This is a genomic window from Methyloglobulus sp., assembly GCF_040079455.1.
Lineage (GTDB): Bacteria > Pseudomonadota > Gammaproteobacteria > Methylococcales > Methylomonadaceae > Methyloglobulus.
The window spans coordinates 1-15,715 of sequence record NZ_JBEBKJ010000083.1 but is presented as its reverse complement, the minus strand read 5'-3'; the positions used below and the strand labels follow the sequence as shown (position 1 = coordinate 15,715).

Annotated in this window: 14 protein-coding genes; 8 read left to right on the top strand and 6 right to left on the bottom strand. The window is 44.9% G+C overall.

Annotation, left to right across the window (positions count from 1 at the left end):
- Positions 1–111: 111 nt before the first annotated feature.
- From ABL924_RS15120 to aceE, 4 genes are read right to left on the bottom strand one after another with little or no spacing between them, the layout of a single operon-like run.
- Positions 112–2,745, bottom strand: a complete 2,634-nt coding sequence (locus ABL924_RS15120) for a glycosyltransferase (protein WP_349027932.1) — start codon at positions 2,743–2,745, stop codon at positions 112–114.
- A gap of 46 nt (positions 2,746–2,791) precedes the next feature.
- Positions 2,792–4,222, bottom strand: coding sequence for a dihydrolipoyl dehydrogenase (lpdA, locus tag ABL924_RS15115; protein WP_349027931.1), 1,431 nt, complete (start codon positions 4,220–4,222; stop codon positions 2,792–2,794).
- A gap of 14 nt (positions 4,223–4,236) precedes the next feature.
- A complete protein-coding gene (gene aceF, locus ABL924_RS15110) occupies positions 4,237–5,550 on the bottom strand; it encodes a dihydrolipoyllysine-residue acetyltransferase (RefSeq protein WP_349027930.1) in 1,314 nt (437 codons plus the stop codon).
- Between the two features lie 16 nt (positions 5,551–5,566).
- The gene (gene aceE, locus ABL924_RS15105; RefSeq protein ID WP_349027929.1) at positions 5,567–8,245 is read right to left on the bottom strand and encodes a pyruvate dehydrogenase (acetyl-transferring), homodimeric type; all 2,679 of its coding nucleotides are present in this window, start codon (positions 8,243–8,245) and stop codon (positions 5,567–5,569) included.
- Between the two features lie 511 nt (positions 8,246–8,756).
- Between aceE and ABL924_RS15100 the strand changes: the two genes are divergently transcribed.
- On the top strand, positions 8,757–9,077 hold the full coding sequence (locus ABL924_RS15100; RefSeq protein ID WP_349027928.1) for a hypothetical protein: 321 nt from the start codon (positions 8,757–8,759) through the stop codon (positions 9,075–9,077).
- A gap of 109 nt (positions 9,078–9,186) precedes the next feature.
- Here ABL924_RS15100 and ABL924_RS15095 read toward each other — a convergent pair whose 3' ends face one another.
- Entirely contained in the window at positions 9,187–9,981 is a 795-nt protein-coding gene (locus ABL924_RS15095) for a VacJ family lipoprotein (protein WP_349027927.1), read from the bottom strand.
- Positions 9,982–10,108: 127 nt separating this feature from the next.
- Between ABL924_RS15095 and rnt the strand changes: the two genes are divergently transcribed.
- Complete coding sequence (gene rnt / locus ABL924_RS15090) at positions 10,109–10,750, top strand: ribonuclease T (RefSeq protein WP_349027926.1); 642 nt, start codon at positions 10,109–10,111, stop codon at positions 10,748–10,750.
- An 11-nt stretch (positions 10,751–10,761) separates the two neighbouring features.
- On the opposite strand, the gene grxD is transcribed toward rnt, so the two are convergent.
- Positions 10,762–11,085: a Grx4 family monothiol glutaredoxin gene (gene grxD / locus ABL924_RS15085; RefSeq protein WP_349027925.1), complete on the bottom strand. Its 324-nt coding sequence runs from the start codon at positions 11,083–11,085 to the stop codon at positions 10,762–10,764.
- Between the two features lie 399 nt (positions 11,086–11,484).
- Between grxD and ABL924_RS15080 the strand changes: the two genes are divergently transcribed.
- The 6 genes from ABL924_RS15080 to ABL924_RS15055 all read left to right on the top strand — a co-directional run bounded on the left by ABL924_RS15080 (position 11,485) and on the right by ABL924_RS15055 (position 15,503).
- Positions 11,485–11,985: an SRPBCC family protein gene (locus tag ABL924_RS15080; RefSeq protein WP_349027924.1), complete on the top strand. Its 501-nt coding sequence runs from the start codon at positions 11,485–11,487 to the stop codon at positions 11,983–11,985.
- Positions 11,986–12,003: 18 nt separating this feature from the next.
- The gene (locus ABL924_RS15075) at positions 12,004–12,447 is read left to right on the top strand and encodes a PAS domain-containing protein (protein ID WP_349027923.1); all 444 of its coding nucleotides are present in this window, start codon (positions 12,004–12,006) and stop codon (positions 12,445–12,447) included.
- Positions 12,448–12,651: 204 nt separating this feature from the next.
- Entirely contained in the window at positions 12,652–13,593 is a 942-nt protein-coding gene (msrP, locus tag ABL924_RS15070; protein ID WP_349027922.1) for a protein-methionine-sulfoxide reductase catalytic subunit MsrP, read from the top strand.
- Between the two features lie 176 nt (positions 13,594–13,769).
- The gene (locus tag ABL924_RS15065) at positions 13,770–14,339 is read left to right on the top strand and encodes a protein-methionine-sulfoxide reductase heme-binding subunit MsrQ (protein WP_349027921.1); all 570 of its coding nucleotides are present in this window, start codon (positions 13,770–13,772) and stop codon (positions 14,337–14,339) included.
- 436 nt (positions 14,340–14,775) lie between these two features.
- The gene (locus ABL924_RS15060; protein ID WP_349027920.1) at positions 14,776–14,901 is read left to right on the top strand and encodes a hypothetical protein; all 126 of its coding nucleotides are present in this window, start codon (positions 14,776–14,778) and stop codon (positions 14,899–14,901) included.
- A gap of 38 nt (positions 14,902–14,939) precedes the next feature.
- Positions 14,940–15,503 (top strand): IS630 family transposase, encoded by a 564-nt coding sequence (locus ABL924_RS15055; RefSeq protein ID WP_349027919.1) that lies wholly within the window; start codon positions 14,940–14,942, stop codon positions 15,501–15,503.
- The last annotated feature ends 212 nt before the right edge of the window (positions 15,504–15,715 follow it).

The following is a 15,715-nucleotide window of genomic DNA, read 5'->3' as shown; positions in this document are numbered from 1 at the left end:
TTCAACACCACAATGTTTACAGATTGCCATAGCCGCGCCTCCTTTGGATTAAGGAAGTTACTATAGCCAAAATGTATCTTTATGTAAACACTCTCAACTAAGTATTGTTCTTCATGCATCATCCAGATCTTCCACTCGAATTACAGATTTATTCAATCGGTAATTGGGTGCAATGCTAATCAACAATGTTAGCAAAGTGGCAAAATAAGGCACTGCTTGCACTGATAACACGGCTATCCACAGATGACCGCTGAGATTGTCGAAGTGTTCCAGGGAATGCATTTTCCAAATAGCGATTCCCAACAATATTAAGATCAAGAGTTCTTCGCGGATAGTCATCAAGCCGGTAAATAGTGGGCCTTGTTTTTCGTATTTTGGGGTACGCATAAACGGTTTACCTTTAATAAACAGACCTTGTATGGTTCCTTTGGCAACAGTATGGGTGAGTGAAAGACCAGTTAATGACGCACCAAATGATTGCCCGATAGAGCAGGGGACACGCGCTTGATAAAGCCATAAGCTGCGGATGATTTTGAAGCTGAATAAGCCGATGGTCGGTAACAGGAAAGCACTGACGGGTAGCTCGGTATTTAACTTGTTGTCGCCGTCGATAGAATCGTACCAGATCATCCCCGTTAAAACTAAGCTGGCCGTCGTAAATAACAGTGCCAGCGCATCGGAAAACCAGGGCAGCCATCCGGCTACGAAGTAATAGCGCTGGGCGGAGGTTAAGGGTGATTTTTTTGTGGGCAGAAAGCTGCGCCAATGCGCCTTGATGATCTGCATTGCGCCGTATACCCAACGGTAGCGTTGGGTCATATAACCGGACATGGTGTCTGGCATTAGTCCCTTGCCGAAGGAATCTTTGCAATATACCGAATCATAGCCTGCTTCGTACAGCCTAAGACCCAGTTCGCTGTCTTCACAAATACACCACTGCGCCCAGTTACCCACTTCAAGCAAGGCTGATTTTCTGACCATCGTCATCGTTCCATGTTGAATAATGGCGTTGTATTCATTACGTTGCACCATGCCGATATTGAAAAATCCGGCATATTCCCAGTAGCAAAACGATTTGAAGGCACTGACGTGTAAGTCTCGGTAATCCTGGGGGGATTGCACAAAACCGACATTTTCATTGTCGAAATACGGCACCATACGTTTCAGCCAATCTGGCGAAAGGATATAATCGCTGTCAATAACGGCGATGATTTCTGCGTCGCTGGCGGTTTGTTCTAGGGCATGGTTAATTGCGCCAGCCTTAAAACCCGGCCAGTTTTCCAGATGAAAGAACCGGAATTTTGAGCCTAGCCGTTTGCAGTCCGCTTCTACAGGCTGCCAAACAGCGGGATCTTTGGTGTTATTGTCCATAACAAGGACTTCGAGATTGGGGTAATCCACTTTCGCCAATGCTTCCAGCGTTTTGCGAACCATTGTGGGGGGTTCGTTGTGGATGGGGAGGTGTAGCGATACTTTAGGGTACTTGAATTCAGGAGAAGGTGTTAAAGGCTGGAATGTTCGCGCAGTATTCCGATGCCATACCACTTCGGCAATTTCCAGGCTTTCGATCAGTAAGATGATGAGCGCCATGATTTGCATAGTGATAAGTAAAACCCAAAACACAATGCTCATAGGGGTCTGATATTGCTGTGCTCCAATTGAGGCCGTCCAGAAAATAAACGAGGCCGCAAGGTTTGCAATCAAGCCAAAGAAAACCAACCCAGGTAATTTTATACTTTTCCGAGTAAACAAAAATAAACCCATTAGCACAACACTGAACATGGCTGCGCCGGTAGCCCAGTGTTTCCAGGCTGGCAACGCGAGGACACCGCCATCCATCGGGAATTTTAGCTGTCGGTCTGCATTAAAAATGCCCCAGTATGCACCTACCGTACCTTCGAGTGTCATTTTCGAGGGTTGGTCGAATGCTTCAATAACGTAATAAGCCAATTTTTCTTTGGCAGCGCGGTTAAGAAATTCGCGTAGGAATTTAGCTTGATTGGTTTTTGAGGCAGTCGCTTGTTTTCTGGCCTGCCCATCGGAAGGCCAGCCCACTTCGGTAATCACAATTGGCTTGTTCGGAAATGCTAACTGCAAATCGTGATAACGGTCAAAAACGTAATCCACGGCATCATCGACAGATATACCCTCCCAGTAAGGCAGGATATGTGCGCCAATATAATCGACTTCATTGGCGAGTTCAGGGTTTGCCAGCCATTTGTCCCAGGTATCTGAGGTGCTGACAGGCCGCCAGGTGCGTTTTTTGACTTCACGAATATACTCGATCAATTGTTTTTTAGGGATTTCATTACGTTGCAATACCTCATTCCCCACCATGAGACGTACGATTTTAGAGTTTTCTTCTCGGCTTAACTGGATGAGGGTTTCAATTTCCTGGCGGTTTTTTTCGAGGTCAGGACCTATCCATGCGCCCAAGGTGACATTAAGATTGTGTTTGGCAGCAAGTTCGGGAACTTTATGTAGTCCTTTCAGTACGGTATAGGTACGGACAGCATGGAATTTGCCTTCCAACAAAGCTAAGTCTTTGTCAATGTCTTCTTCCTTGTGGATGAGGGTGATTTTAGCTTTAGCGGTTACATCTTTCTTTGTCGGGTCGAAGGTGACACCCATCGTGGTACTAGTCCACGGCTGCAATTGCAGAGGGTTATTGATGTAACTCCAGATACTGAAATTAATGGCAACAACCACTGCTAGAGCAAGTAAAGTAGCTAACTTTTTTATCATAGATTTACTCGTAGGCTTTCGCTTATTTCAAAAAGAGTGGTTAACTTTATTTCTTTATGTAAATGTCGGTAATCGTGCCGGTTATCATTTCGGCTGCAAATCCCAGGGTTTCTGATAGTGTTGGGTGCGGGTGTATTGTTAAGCCTATGTCTTCAGCATCGGCCCCCATTTCCAAGGCCAAAACCGCTTCGGCAATTAATTCACCCGCGTTAGTGCCAACTATGCCAGCGCCCAGAACTCGTCCCGTGCCTTTTTCGCAAATCAGTTTGGTGACGCCTTCCTTGCGGCCTATGCTTAAAGATCGGCCACTGGCAGCCCAAGGGAATGTGGCTTTGTCGTATTCTATGCCCTGTTGTTTGGCTTGGTTTTCGGTCAAACCCATCCAGGCAATTTCGGGGTCAGTGTAAGCAACGTTGGGAATGGTCAAGGCATCAAAACCAGCTTTATGACCGGCCGCGACTTCGGCTGCCACTTTCCCTTCATGCGCTGCTTTGTGGGCAAGCATCGGATTTCCGACAATATCACCGATTGCAAAGATATGGCTGACATTTGTGCGTTGTTGCTTATCGACAGCAATAAAGCCCTGCTCGTCAACATTGATGCCAGCTTGTTCAGCGGCGATGGTTTTGCCATTGGGTCGTCTACCGACAGCGACTAAAACCGAATCAAATAACTCAGATTCCGGTGCGCCTTTGCCCTCGAAAGAAACTTTTAAGCCTTTGCTTTGCGCTTCAATGGAGGTTACTTTAGATTCAAGCCAGATATTCTTGTATTGCTTTTTTATCCGGCGAAATAACGGTGTAACCAAATCCTTATCACAACCAGGAATGATTTGGTCCATCAATTCGACTACACTGATTTCAGATCCCAAGGCATGATAAACCGTCGCCATTTCCAAGCCAATGATGCCACCACCGACAATCAGTAGTTTTTTGGGGATTTGCTTTAGCTCCAGCGCATCCGTTGAATCCATCAGCCTTGGATCGTCATAAGGGAATGATGGAATTTTAGTCGGATGCGATCCTGCGGCGATAATCGCTTGGTCAAATTGGATGGTTGTGGTGGTTCCATCCTCAGATTTAACTTGTATTGTATTGGCTGAGGTAAATTGTCCAAAACCCTCTACGCGAGTGATCTTCCGTTGTTTTACCAATCCAGCCAAGCCGTCATTCAGGGTTTTGGTGACACTGGCTTTCCAGTCACGAACCTTATCAAGATCAATTTTTGGCTTGCCGAAGCTGATGCCATTTTGTCCAAATTCTTCTGCTTCATGAATGACGAGCGCCATGTGCAGCATGGCTTTTGAGGGGATACAGCCCACATTCAAGCAAACTCCGCCCAATACGGGATAACGCTCGATGAGTACGACTTGCTTACCTAAGTCCGCTGCGCGGAAGGCGGCGGTATAACCGCCAGGGCCACCGCCGAGGACGACAATTTCTGCTTTTAGTTCATTACTTACTGGATTGCTTGCCATTGATTGTTCTCCTCTTAGAGTAATAAACGTCGAATATCGCTTAAATTTTGTTTGATATGCGTCATAAAGCGTGCACCTTCTGCGCCGTCAATCACCCGATGGTCATAGGTTAAGTCCAGTGGCAGCATTAACCTTGGGATAAATTCTTTGCCATTCCAAACCGGTTGCATTTTTGCGCGGGTAACGCCTAGGATGGCGACTTCCGGCGCATTGACGATAGGCGTAAACGCAGTGCCTCCGATACCGCCCAAGCTGGAGATAGTCAAACAACCACCCTGCATTTCGTTAGGCATGAGCTTACCTTGCCGAGCCTTATCGCTTTTTTCGGCTAATTCAATAGCCAATTGATTAACGCTTTTGCTATCGACATTCCGTAACACGGGTACGACTAAACCATTGGGTGTGTCTACGGCAATGCCAATGTTAACGTATTTTTTGAGTACAAGGTTTTCGCCGTCACTCGATAAGGATGCATTGAAGCTGGGAAACTGTTTCATTGCAGCAACTAGCGCCTTGATAATGAACATCAATCCGGTAATTTTTACCTCATCCTTGGTTTTTTCGGCATTCAATGCTACACGGAAGGCTTCCATTTCGGTAATGTCTGCTTCCTCATGATAGGTCACCATAGGCAAGTTGAGCCAAACACGACTTAGGTTTTGTCCGGTCAGGCGTTTAATCTTGCTGAGTTTTTGTGTTTCTATTTCACCAAACTGTGAAAAATCGACGGTGGGGATGGACGGAATCCCTGCGCCGCCTTGAGGTAAGCCTTCGCTGATGATGCGTTTGACATGGCTTTGGACATCCTGCTTTAGGATGCGGCCTTTACGACCATTGCCTGCGGTTATTTTGGTGATGTCCACCCCTAGTTCCCGCGCAAATAGCCGTATGGAAGGGGATGCGTGGGCGGTCACCGAAGCGCTGTGGTCAATGACGGGAGTTGAGGTAGGTGAAGCGATAGCGGCTTTGGCTGGTTCTGGAGTTTTGACTGGTGCGGGTTGTTCTTGTATTGTGGGAGCGGGTGTTGTCGGGCTTTGGGTGGATTCTTCAGGTTTCAATGTCGCCGCTACCTGGGCAGTATCTGCACCATTCACCAAGACCGTTGCTACTAATGAACCTTCGCCAACTTTATCGCCCGGTTTTATATGGACTTGCTGTATGATGCCACCTGCACTGGCTGGAAGATCCATACTGGCCTTGTCGGTTTCAAGCGTTGCAATGATTTGTTCCAATGCCACAGTATCGCCGGGTTTAATCAACACTTCAACGACATCAATACTGGCAACACCGCCTACATCGGGTACTTTTATTTCTATTAAATCAGCCATTTTTATTATCGTCCCTTTAGGTTAACCAAGGTGCTGTTACGTCAGTGGCTATGCCATATTTGGCGATGGCTTCGGCAACTTTGGCTTTATCAATTTTGCCAAGGTCAGCCAGGCTTTTTAATGCTGCAACCGTAACGTGAAACCTGTCAACCTCGAAGAATTTGCGGAGATTACTGCGTGTGTCGGATCGGCCAAAGCCATCAGTACCCAACACCTTGTAAGGTGCTGTCAAATAGGCACGGATTTGCTCGGCAAATGCCCTGGTATAATCGCTTGCGGCGATAATGGGGCCTTCAGCATTGCCAAGGCATTTCGCTATATGAGATAGCTTAGCTGGCTCAAGCGGATGTAAGCGATTCCAACGTTCACAGAGCCGACCCTCCCTTGCAAGTTCGGTAAAACTTGGGCAGCTCCAAAGATCAGATTCCACACCCCAGTCATTACGCAATAGCTCGGCAGCGAATTCAACTTCACGAAAGATAACGCCAGAACCTAACAGTTGAACGCGCGGTGCTTTTTTGGCAGCGCCTTTTTTAAAGCAATACATGCCTTTGAGAATATCGATTTCTACACCTTCTGGCATGGCAGGATGCCCGTAATTCTCATTCATTACCGTGATGTAATAGAAGATGTCTTCCTGCTCGACATACATACGCCGCATACCATCTTGGATAATGACGACTAACTCATAAGCGAAGGTAGGGTCATAGGAGATGCAGTTAGGAACGGTCGCCGACATCAAATGGCTATGGCCGTCTTCATGTTGTAGGCCTTCTCCATTCAGTGTAGTCCTGCCGGCTGTACCACCCATTAAGAAGCCACGGGTACGCTGGTCAGCCGCCGCCCAGATCAAATCCCCGACCCGTTGGAAACCAAACATGGAGTAGTAGATAAAAAACGGGATCATCGGCACATTGTTAGTGGAATAAGACGTACCCGCTGCGATCCAGTCGCATAAGCCACCCGCTTCGTTAATGCCTTCCTGCAAGACCTGACCATGTTTGTCTTCTTTGTAAGACATCAACTGTCCGGCATCTTGTGGGGTATACAACTGGCCGACCTGGGACCAAATGCCTAATTGCTTAAACATGCCTTCCATGCCAAAAGTCCTTGATTCATCAGGGACAATAGGCACGATGCGCTTGCCGATGTTCTTGTCTTTCGCCAGTATGTTCAACATCCTTACAAACGCCATGGTGGTCGAAATTTCGCGGCCTTCGCCACTGGCTTCAAGTAGCGGTTTAAACTCACTAAGTGAAGGAATTTCCAGTGCGTATGATTTTGTCCGCCGTGAAGGGAGATGACCGCCAAGGTCATTCCGGCGTTGCTGCATGTAGGTGAGTTCTTTTGAACCTTCGGGGAAGGTTAAATAGGGCAGGTCATGCAATTGTTCGTCAGTGACAGGTAATTCGTAGCGGTCTCTAAAATGTTTTAACGAGTCATCACTCATCTTCTTTTGTTGATGCGAGGTGTACAGGGCTTCGCCTGATGCACCCATGCCATAACCTTTGATGGTCTTAGCCAGAATAACGGTAGGCTGGCCTTTGCAGTTTGCCGCAGCGTGGAATGCCGCATAAACTTTGGCAGAATCATGACCACCGCGATCAAGTTCCCAAATATCACGGTCTGACCAATCGGCGACCATCGCTTTTAATTCCGGCGTGTTAAAGAAATGCTCCCGGACATACGCGCCATCCTTGGATTTGAAGGTCTGGAAATCACCATCCACACAAGTCATCATCCTGGCTGCTAAGAGGCCGTCCTTATCACGCGCCAGCAGTGCATCCCAGCGTTGCCCCCAAATCAGCTTAATGACGTTCCAGCCCGCACCACGGAATTCGCTTTCCAGTTCCTGGATGATCTTGCCATTGCCGCGAACTGGCCCATCCAGGCGCTGGAGATTGCAATTTATGACGAAAATCAGGTTATCCAATTTCTCGCGTCCTGCCATGCCGATTGCGCCGAGTGATTCTGGCTCGTCAGTTTCACCATCACCCAAAAACGCCCAAACCTTACGGCCAGTATTATCAGCAAAGCCACGACCTTCCATATAACGCATGAAACGGGCTTGGTAAATCGCCATAATCGGCCCCAAACCCATAGAAACGGTAGGGAATTGCCAGAACTCACGCATCAACCAGGGATGCGGATAAGATGACAGGCCATTGCCGCCGACTTCTTGCCGGAAATTATTTAAATGTTCTTCTGTTAATCGTCCCAGCAAAAAAGCCCTTGAGTAATCACCTGGTGCGGAATGTCCTTGGGTAAATATTAGGTCACCCGCGAATTGTTCGGTGGCAGCGCGCCAAAAATGGTTGTAACCCACATCATATAAACTCGCTGCCGAAGCAAAACTGGCAATATGCCCGCCAACATTGGTATCTTTATTGGCGCGTAGCACCATCATCATCGCATTCCAACGCACATAAGAGCGAATGCGCTGCTCAATAGCAAAATCGCCCGGAAATTGTGCTTGTTGGGCGACTGGGATGGTATTGATATAAGCCGTATTGGCACTAAAAGGTATGTCAAAACCAAACCGGCGCGTTACCGCAACCAGTCGTTCAATCAGAAAGTGTGCACGTTCACTGCCCTCGATCTCAAGTACAGATTGCAGGGCTTCAATCCATTCTTTAGTTTCTGCCGGATCTACATCTTCCTGACCGGTAATTTCTGACACTAAACTGTTGCTCATGTGTGTTCCTGTTGGGGCGGGGCGTACATAGCTCATAATAATGTTGGGAGATATGCAGGTGCTTGTGGTTTATAAACTGACTTAATTTTTTGTACTAGCCAAAGCTAGGTGATCCTAAATGCGTTGATTATCGTGACATTATATACAAAAATTTGGCAAGGTAATGTAAGCATTTCGGTAAACATGATGGTGACTGGTGTTTTTAAAGTGCCAACAGAGCAAAAAATATCCGGATTATCAGGTAAATAGTTCAAGTGATTAGCCCTTTCTACAAGATAATCTTGATTATTTTGTAGAAAGGGGATTATTGATGGGTAATTAAGAAATTTCTGAATAAGCCTTTTGGCAAGACCAGAAAAATACGTTGATGTGTTGATCCTATTTGTGTTCAGTCCAGTGGCTTTGACGCTAAAAAATCGCCTTTTTAAAAATTACTGTTACCTTGAGAATGTTTGGATTATCGACTGAATACAAGACAATATTAATTTCTTAAATATGCGAGGACATAATCATGCGACTAAAATTGATGAAAATTTTTGCGGTTGTGATGCTGATAAATGCTTTACTTCCCGAACTAGCGTTGGCAGATACCAGATTACCTATAAATACGAGCAATACAATTGTTAGGGATGGCTTAGAAGCCATTGAAACGTTGCTGACTTCTGATCGATACTCGATAAAAAAGGGGCAACCGTATGATTCGTCAAACGACCCAGCAATAAAATCTAGTTCTGGCGGACCGAGCGAAGGCCCTCAGCATGGCTATTTTGCCGTGCCATTAATCGTGATCGGTTTAGCTGGTATTCTGTTGTATTTCAGCAAATTTAATTAAGCAGTTAACTGAATGTTATCTGCAAAAAAGGGGCTTTCGCCCCTTTTTTATTACTCAGAAAAATACGGGGTAATCAGTAATGCAAGCCGCCCAGTACTGGTAGAATCGGTTAGCGCGGATGCGGGTCAAGCGGCGCTAAGCTACCATCTTCTGGGTTATCAAGTGGATCACCATCGCCTTCTGGCAGGTTACCATCGTTTACGAGGAAGTTTCGGCGTTGGAAGTAGGCGTTCTTGATGAATTCATAGCGATCTACCGATGCCGCTTCGGATACGACTTTTTCAGTCGCCAAGTTATCGGCGCGTTTGTCGATAGCGTTAACAACGTACATTCCGCTTGAGATAGCGGCTTCTACACCGTTACTCATGCCGGGGAATGCACCGAACCCGACATAAGTCGCTGGATTCAAGGCAGCATCACCTACCAACCCGCTAACACCTCTAGGTGAACTGGGGCCAAGTAACGGCAATACGAGATAAGGTCCAGCCGGAACACCCCAAACGCCTAGCGTTTGGTCAAAATCTTCATGATGTTTTGGCAGATCTATCATGGAAGCAACATCAATCAAACCACCCAAACCAGCGGTAGAGTTAAGCAGAAAGCGAGAACCATCCATTCCGGTTTGAGCAAGCTTAAACTGCAATAGATCGTTTATAGTTACGCTAATATCATTGAGATTACTAAAAAAATTTGACACACCTTCGTCCACAAATTGGGGCAATATCCAATTGTAGCCTTTTGCTACCGGCTTCATGGCGTACTGGTCGAAATCATCATTAAATGATTGTACGCCCTTATTCCAGCCTTCTAGTGGATCGCTGGCATTATTGGTTGTCGCGCAACCTGCCAATAAGGAAAAAAACGCAAGCCCTACTGCTTGCACCACTTGTTTTTTCTTTCGCATTTTATGCCTCTTAGCCGCTATTATTTTTGTTTTGTTGTAACTGCGGTTAACATACCATAAGTTGGAGTGTCCTGCGACTTCCTAACGCACCGTACAATCAATTAATTTACCCATCCATTTCACAACGATGACAACACCCGCAATCCCCCTCGACAAACGCTTTAGAGGATACCTCCCTGTTGTCATTGATATAGAAACGGGCGGCTTTAACGCTAAGAAACATGCGTTGTTAGAAATTGCTGCGGTGATTGTCGAATATGATGCCAACCGTGACCTTATCATGACGGAACGTTATTCAACTCATGTCGTGCCATTTAAAAACGCCGAGCTGGATGACGCTGCCCTTAAATTTAACGGCATTGATCCCCATCATCCATTCCGTATGGCGGTTGAGGAGCAGGAAGCCCTAGAGCTGCTGTTTGCTCCTATCCAAAAAGCCATCAAGCGCAACAACTGCAACCGCGCCATTCTGGTCGGCCATAATCCGGCTTTTGATATTGCCTTTCTGAATGCTGCCATTCATCGTACTAAAATAAAACGTAGCCCGTTTCATCCGTTCAGCACTTTTGACACCGCTACACTCGGTGGTTTGGTGTATCAACAAACCGTTTTAGCAAAAGTTGTCCAGTCAGCAGGTATTGAATGGGAAGATGAAAAAGCCCATTCGGCCCTTTATGATGCTGAAAAAACTGCCGAACTATTTTGCTTGATCGTTAATCGTTGGAAGCAATTGGAAGCTAATTCTGAAGTGGCAACAAATCAGACTTAATGACTACAACTTTAGGCTTCTACCCCGCCTACCGCACTCAACATCGCCTTCAACTCACCTTTTTGGTACAGGTCAGTCACAATATCGCACCCACCTACCAACTCCCCACCGACATAAAGCTGGGGATAGGTCGGCCAACTTGAATACACTTTTAACGCATCGCGCAATTCTGGATCTTCAAAAATATTGACGGCTTTGTACTTTGCATCACACGCTGCTAACACTTGTACCGTCTGCCCCGAAAAACCGCATTGCGGAAAATCTGGCGTACCTTTCATATATAAAACGACTGGATTGTTTTCTAACTGGTCTTTGATTCTTTCATTAACATTCATGTGCGTACCACTCTCCAAAATAGACTGGTTTTAATTTTATCATAAGGAACCCCCTATCTATTGTAATTAAAACCCTCTTACTATGTGGATTCTAAAATTTTATAACAATTAATCAAACAGGATGCCTAAGCCGAAAAGGTACAAACTAGAAAAATGCGTCGACAGAAGGGTTTTCTCTTTATCGACATTCAAGCAGACCAAATTTAATAACGGATGCTGTATCTTATCAAATTACATCAGTTCAAAATTGATTGACAACCACATCACATAGTTGTCGACAATAAACTGTTTGGCGCAACTACCGAACTGATATATTAAAGCTTTTTTAAGAAATACATTGTCAACCAAAAATATACTGTTAAGTTAATAGTCGTACTCATCAATATGTAAATTAATTGGATGAAAGTGATGCTATCGTTCGGAACCTCGAAACAAGTTTCTGGTGAAGCGAGTATTGTCTTCAAGGCAAACTCCAAAGAAGTGTTTTGCTTCATCGCTGAAAATTTTTTTATTAATTATCAAAAATGGGCACCTGAAGTCATAGAACTGGAGCCGTTGGATGGCGATAAGGTTTTTGTCGGCTCAAAAGGAAAGCAAGTGCGTGAAGATAACGATTCGCTGGTTGAATCAACTTTTGAAATAACTGAATACAGCCCGTATTCACTATTTATTTTACAAGGCTTAAGCAACCCTTATAGGCATACTTACCTAATTGATAGTGAAGGTCAAGGTCAAGGCGCTCAGACAAAGTTAACTTTTAGGTTTGATCTTCTAGAGATAGAAATTTTTATGCGCCCATTTGAAAAATTAATCCGTGTTGCCATCGAAGACGGTGCAGAAGCTGCCGTGGAAAATATTAAAAATTTATTAGCAACAAGCACGGCCAGTGCACTTTGGTGAGTTAAACGGAGAGACACTATGGCTTTTATCGACAAAAAAGATAGCGGAATTATCCCACAGGTACTGACTGCAATTCTGGATGAGTGTGTGAACGGCGTAACTTTAGCCGACCCTGATTTAGAGGACTGCCCGATTATTTACGCCAACAAAGCTTTCGAACGCTTAACCGGTTATGGTCAAGAAGATATCGTTGGGTTAAATTGCCGGTTTCTTCAAGGGGTAGACAGGGAACAAGAAGCCCGATATAAAATAAAAGAAGGTATGAAAAATAATGAAGTGATTGAAGTGACCTTACGTAACTATAAAAAGGACGGCACCTTGTTTCATAATCACCTAAAAATAACGCCTTTATTGGATAGCAAGGGCAGGGTTCTCTACTATCTGGGTGTTCAATATGACATGACTTATCAGGTAACTGCGGAAAAAGAAATTAACCGATTATCCGATTTGTTAAAGCAATAATGTGCGGTCAAAGGGGGTGTGCGAGCTAGTAAATTTTGGGATTTGTCAAAATATAACTCGGTTTCCCCCTGGTTCATGCTGTCATAATTAAATGCCTTTCTTTACCAAACTTAACATTCGAGAGGTTGAAGGGTAAATTCCCAAGGGTTCGAAAAAGCAGACACTACTTGCACTGATATAGTGAATTAACTATTTGGGTTAACCATGATCATCAAAACTGAAAAAGATATTCCCTCCAGTGAAATTACAGACCCCCTGTTATTCAAACAGCGGCGAAAAATAATCAAAGCCATTCTTGCTTCTACGGTAGCTAGTTCAGCGTTTTCTTCGGCATTTGTCACTGGTGAACCGGGCTGGAAAGGTTTGCCCAAAACAAATGTGCTAGCCAATATAGAAGCCCCCACACCCATTGACCTAGTCAAGAATTATACTAACTATTACGAATTCACCTTCAACAAAGAAGACTCAACCCATTTGGCGCAAAACCTGAAAATTGATCCTTGGTCCGTTGAAATAACAGGCGAGGTTGAAAAACCTGTGACATTTCATTTAGACGACATTTTAAGTCACCAAACACTTCAAGAATTTGTCTACCGTCTTCGCTGTGTCGAAGGATGGTCAATGGTAGTGCCTTGGGTAGGTTTTCCTCTTGCCAGTTTATTGAAGCTGGTAAAACCTTTGTCAACCGCAAAATTTGTCAAGTTCACCTCGGTTTATCAACACGAAATCATGCACAATGTCATGCTGGAATGGCCGTATGTCGAAGGTTTACGTATTGATGAAGCCATTCACCCGTTGACCATTTTAGCGGTTGGAATGTATGGCAATACTTTGCCGAAACAAAATGGCGCACCCCTACGTTTGGTTGTTCCTTGGAAGTACGGGTTCAAAAGCATCAAAGCAATCGTAAAAATTGAGTTATTAAAAAGCGCCCCGTTAACGACCTGGAATAAACATGCGCCTAACGAATATGGATTTTATGCCAATGTTAATCCATCAGTACCGCATCCGCGTTGGAGTCAAATCAGTGAGAGACAGATTGGCAGCGGTTTTTTTACACCGCGTCGGCAAACAGAATTATTCAATGGGTATGGTGAACAAGTTGCCTCAATGTACCAAGATATGGACTTGGTGCATTTTTTCTGATGTTATTGCAAACTTTGAAGAATTCACTGAATAAGTCTTTCTGTAGGCTTAGCATCAATAGTAATGGGTTGAATCCATTGGTGGCGCACTTATCCAACCACGACTGGGAGCTACTTATTCAGAATTTCCTTAAATTGCGAAATTTGTGTATTACGGCTTCTTTAATCCCTCTGTTTTTGATTCTAATCGATATCTTGTTCGATAACTTGGGTGCCAATCCCATTCAAGCATTGCATATTCGTCTGGGTGACTGGTCATTACGTTTTCTGTGTATAACACTTGCAATAACACCCATTCAAAAAATCACTAAATGGCGTGGAATGTCGAATTATCGTCAATTGTTTGGGCTGTATTCGTTTTTTTATGCGACGCTGCATTTACTGGCTTATCTCTGTATTGACCAAGCACTCGTATGGTCAATTATCGTTGCCGATATTGTCGAAAGTTCGTATATCTGGTTTGGACTTTTAGCTTATATCGTGATCTTTTTGTTAGCCATTACTTCACCTGATTCAGCAAAAAAAATGATGGGTAAGTCGTGGAAAAAACTACATCGTTTTATTTACCCCGCGTCCGTCGCGGTCATTATTCATTATTTCTGGCAACTTAAAGGCAATCTACTACAACCCGTTTTTTATACGATACTGGTTTTTTTGCTACTAGCCTTTCGTGCTGGGGTTTGGTATAAAAAACGACAGTTCAATCGCTTGATGATACCTAAAAGTCGAATAGTTGATGATAACTAAAAACAGGGGTATTGAAGTTTGGTGTTATCTAAATAACTCATCTTAAGCACCCATAGTTAAAGTAAACTAAGTAACCAGCTAAAAGTTTTCATGCATAGCCTATTGCCGATGTAGACTGGTCAGATCCCAACATAACGAGTCCAATAGCATGAAATTCGCCCAGCCGATTCCGGAGGAAGTCAGAGAGACTTTGCAGGAAATGTACATTAACCACCCTGTTTTTCACTGCCGCCAGCGCGCCCAAGCCATAATGTTGAGTGCGCGGGGTTTTACGATCTCCCAATTATGGGCAATATTGGATGTGCGGCGTGATGCGAGCAGTGAGTGGATAGACCGCTGGGAACTAAAGGGTTGGTGGGGCTTTATGACCTGCCTAGGACAGGTCGCCCCAGCATTTACACTGACACCGAAGTGGAGATGTTGAAAACGTTGGTGGATGAAGAACCCCGCCAAATCAAAACGCCCAGGTAAAACTGGCGGACATGGCCCAAAAGGAAGCCAGCACCAGTACGCTGAAACGGCTGTTAAAAAAATGCCGCTACCTTTGGAAGCGGATGCGTAAATCATTGAAAGAAAAGCGCAATCAGGTGGCTTTTGAACATGAACAAGACGTTCAGGCGTTCTTTCACCGGCAAGTGGCGAGGCAAGTTGCGCCTTTACTATGTTGATGGATCAGGATTTACCATTGCCCCTTGCGTCCCTTATGGTTGGCAACATCGGGGCAAAACGCGCGAGCTGCCAGCCACACACAGCAAGCGACTGAATGTGTTGGGTTTTATGAGCTTGGATAACGGCAGTTTTTTCCACACAGTGGAAGGTCGGGTTGATTCAAAGACCGTCATGGCCGCCTTTGATGCGTTTGCCGCCCAGTATGAGGCAGATTGTGCACAGTCCAAGACACCTTGTTTTGTAATTTTGGATAATGCGCCCGTGCATACCGCAAAGCGTTTCTGGGCAAATGCGGGCATTGGATGTCGGTGGGGAATTTGCCTGCATTTTCTCCCAACCTACAGCCCTGAACTCAATCTTATTGAAATATTGTGGCGTAAGATCAAATATGACTGGTTGCCACTGGATGCGTACAGAAGTTACAAAGACATGGTGGAACAGTTGCTGGCGGTGTTGGCTGAATTTGGGAAAAAATACACTATAACTTTTGGATGATTACTTATAAGCTGATGTTACGCGTCCTATAGTTAAAGTAAACTATAAGGATGAATACAAAACTATTAGAAATAGTTAGCGATTACTTGTTGAGTTCATTTGGTCAAACGACTGCGACGGGGTTGTCCAGCTTGCTGGACGGAGAGTTAAGCTAGATCTAAGTGACGCGTTTTTTGAACCGGGACGACTATGACTCAAAACTATTATGGCGG

Excerpts from the sequence above, each read along its gene's own strand:
- ABL924_RS15120 (WP_349027932.1), bottom strand. The coding sequence starts at position 2,745 with ATGATAAAAAAGTTAGCTACTTTACTTGCTCTAGCAGTGGTTGTTGCC.
- lpdA (WP_349027931.1), bottom strand. The coding sequence starts at position 4,222 with ATGGCAAGCAATCCAGTAAGTAATGAACTAAAAGCAGAAATTGTCGTC.
- aceF (WP_349027930.1), bottom strand. The coding sequence starts at position 5,550 with ATGGCTGATTTAATAGAAATAAAAGTACCCGATGTAGGCGGTGTTGCC.
- aceE (WP_349027929.1), bottom strand. The coding sequence starts at position 8,245 with ATGAGCAACAGTTTAGTGTCAGAAATTACCGGTCAGGAAGATGTAGAT.
- ABL924_RS15100 (WP_349027928.1), top strand. The coding sequence starts at position 8,757 with ATGCGACTAAAATTGATGAAAATTTTTGCGGTTGTGATGCTGATAAAT.
- ABL924_RS15095 (WP_349027927.1), bottom strand. The coding sequence starts at position 9,981 with ATGCGAAAGAAAAAACAAGTGGTGCAAGCAGTAGGGCTTGCGTTTTTT.
- rnt (WP_349027926.1), top strand. The coding sequence starts at position 10,109 with ATGACAACACCCGCAATCCCCCTCGACAAACGCTTTAGAGGATACCTC.
- grxD (WP_349027925.1), bottom strand. The coding sequence starts at position 11,085 with ATGAATGTTAATGAAAGAATCAAAGACCAGTTAGAAAACAATCCAGTC.
- ABL924_RS15080 (WP_349027924.1), top strand. The coding sequence starts at position 11,485 with ATGAAAGTGATGCTATCGTTCGGAACCTCGAAACAAGTTTCTGGTGAA.
- ABL924_RS15075 (WP_349027923.1), top strand. The coding sequence starts at position 12,004 with ATGGCTTTTATCGACAAAAAAGATAGCGGAATTATCCCACAGGTACTG.
- msrP (WP_349027922.1), top strand. The coding sequence starts at position 12,652 with ATGATCATCAAAACTGAAAAAGATATTCCCTCCAGTGAAATTACAGAC.
- ABL924_RS15060 (WP_349027920.1), top strand. The coding sequence starts at position 14,776 with ATGAAGAACCCCGCCAAATCAAAACGCCCAGGTAAAACTGGCGGACAT.
- ABL924_RS15055 (WP_349027919.1), top strand. The coding sequence starts at position 14,940 with ATGAACAAGACGTTCAGGCGTTCTTTCACCGGCAAGTGGCGAGGCAAG.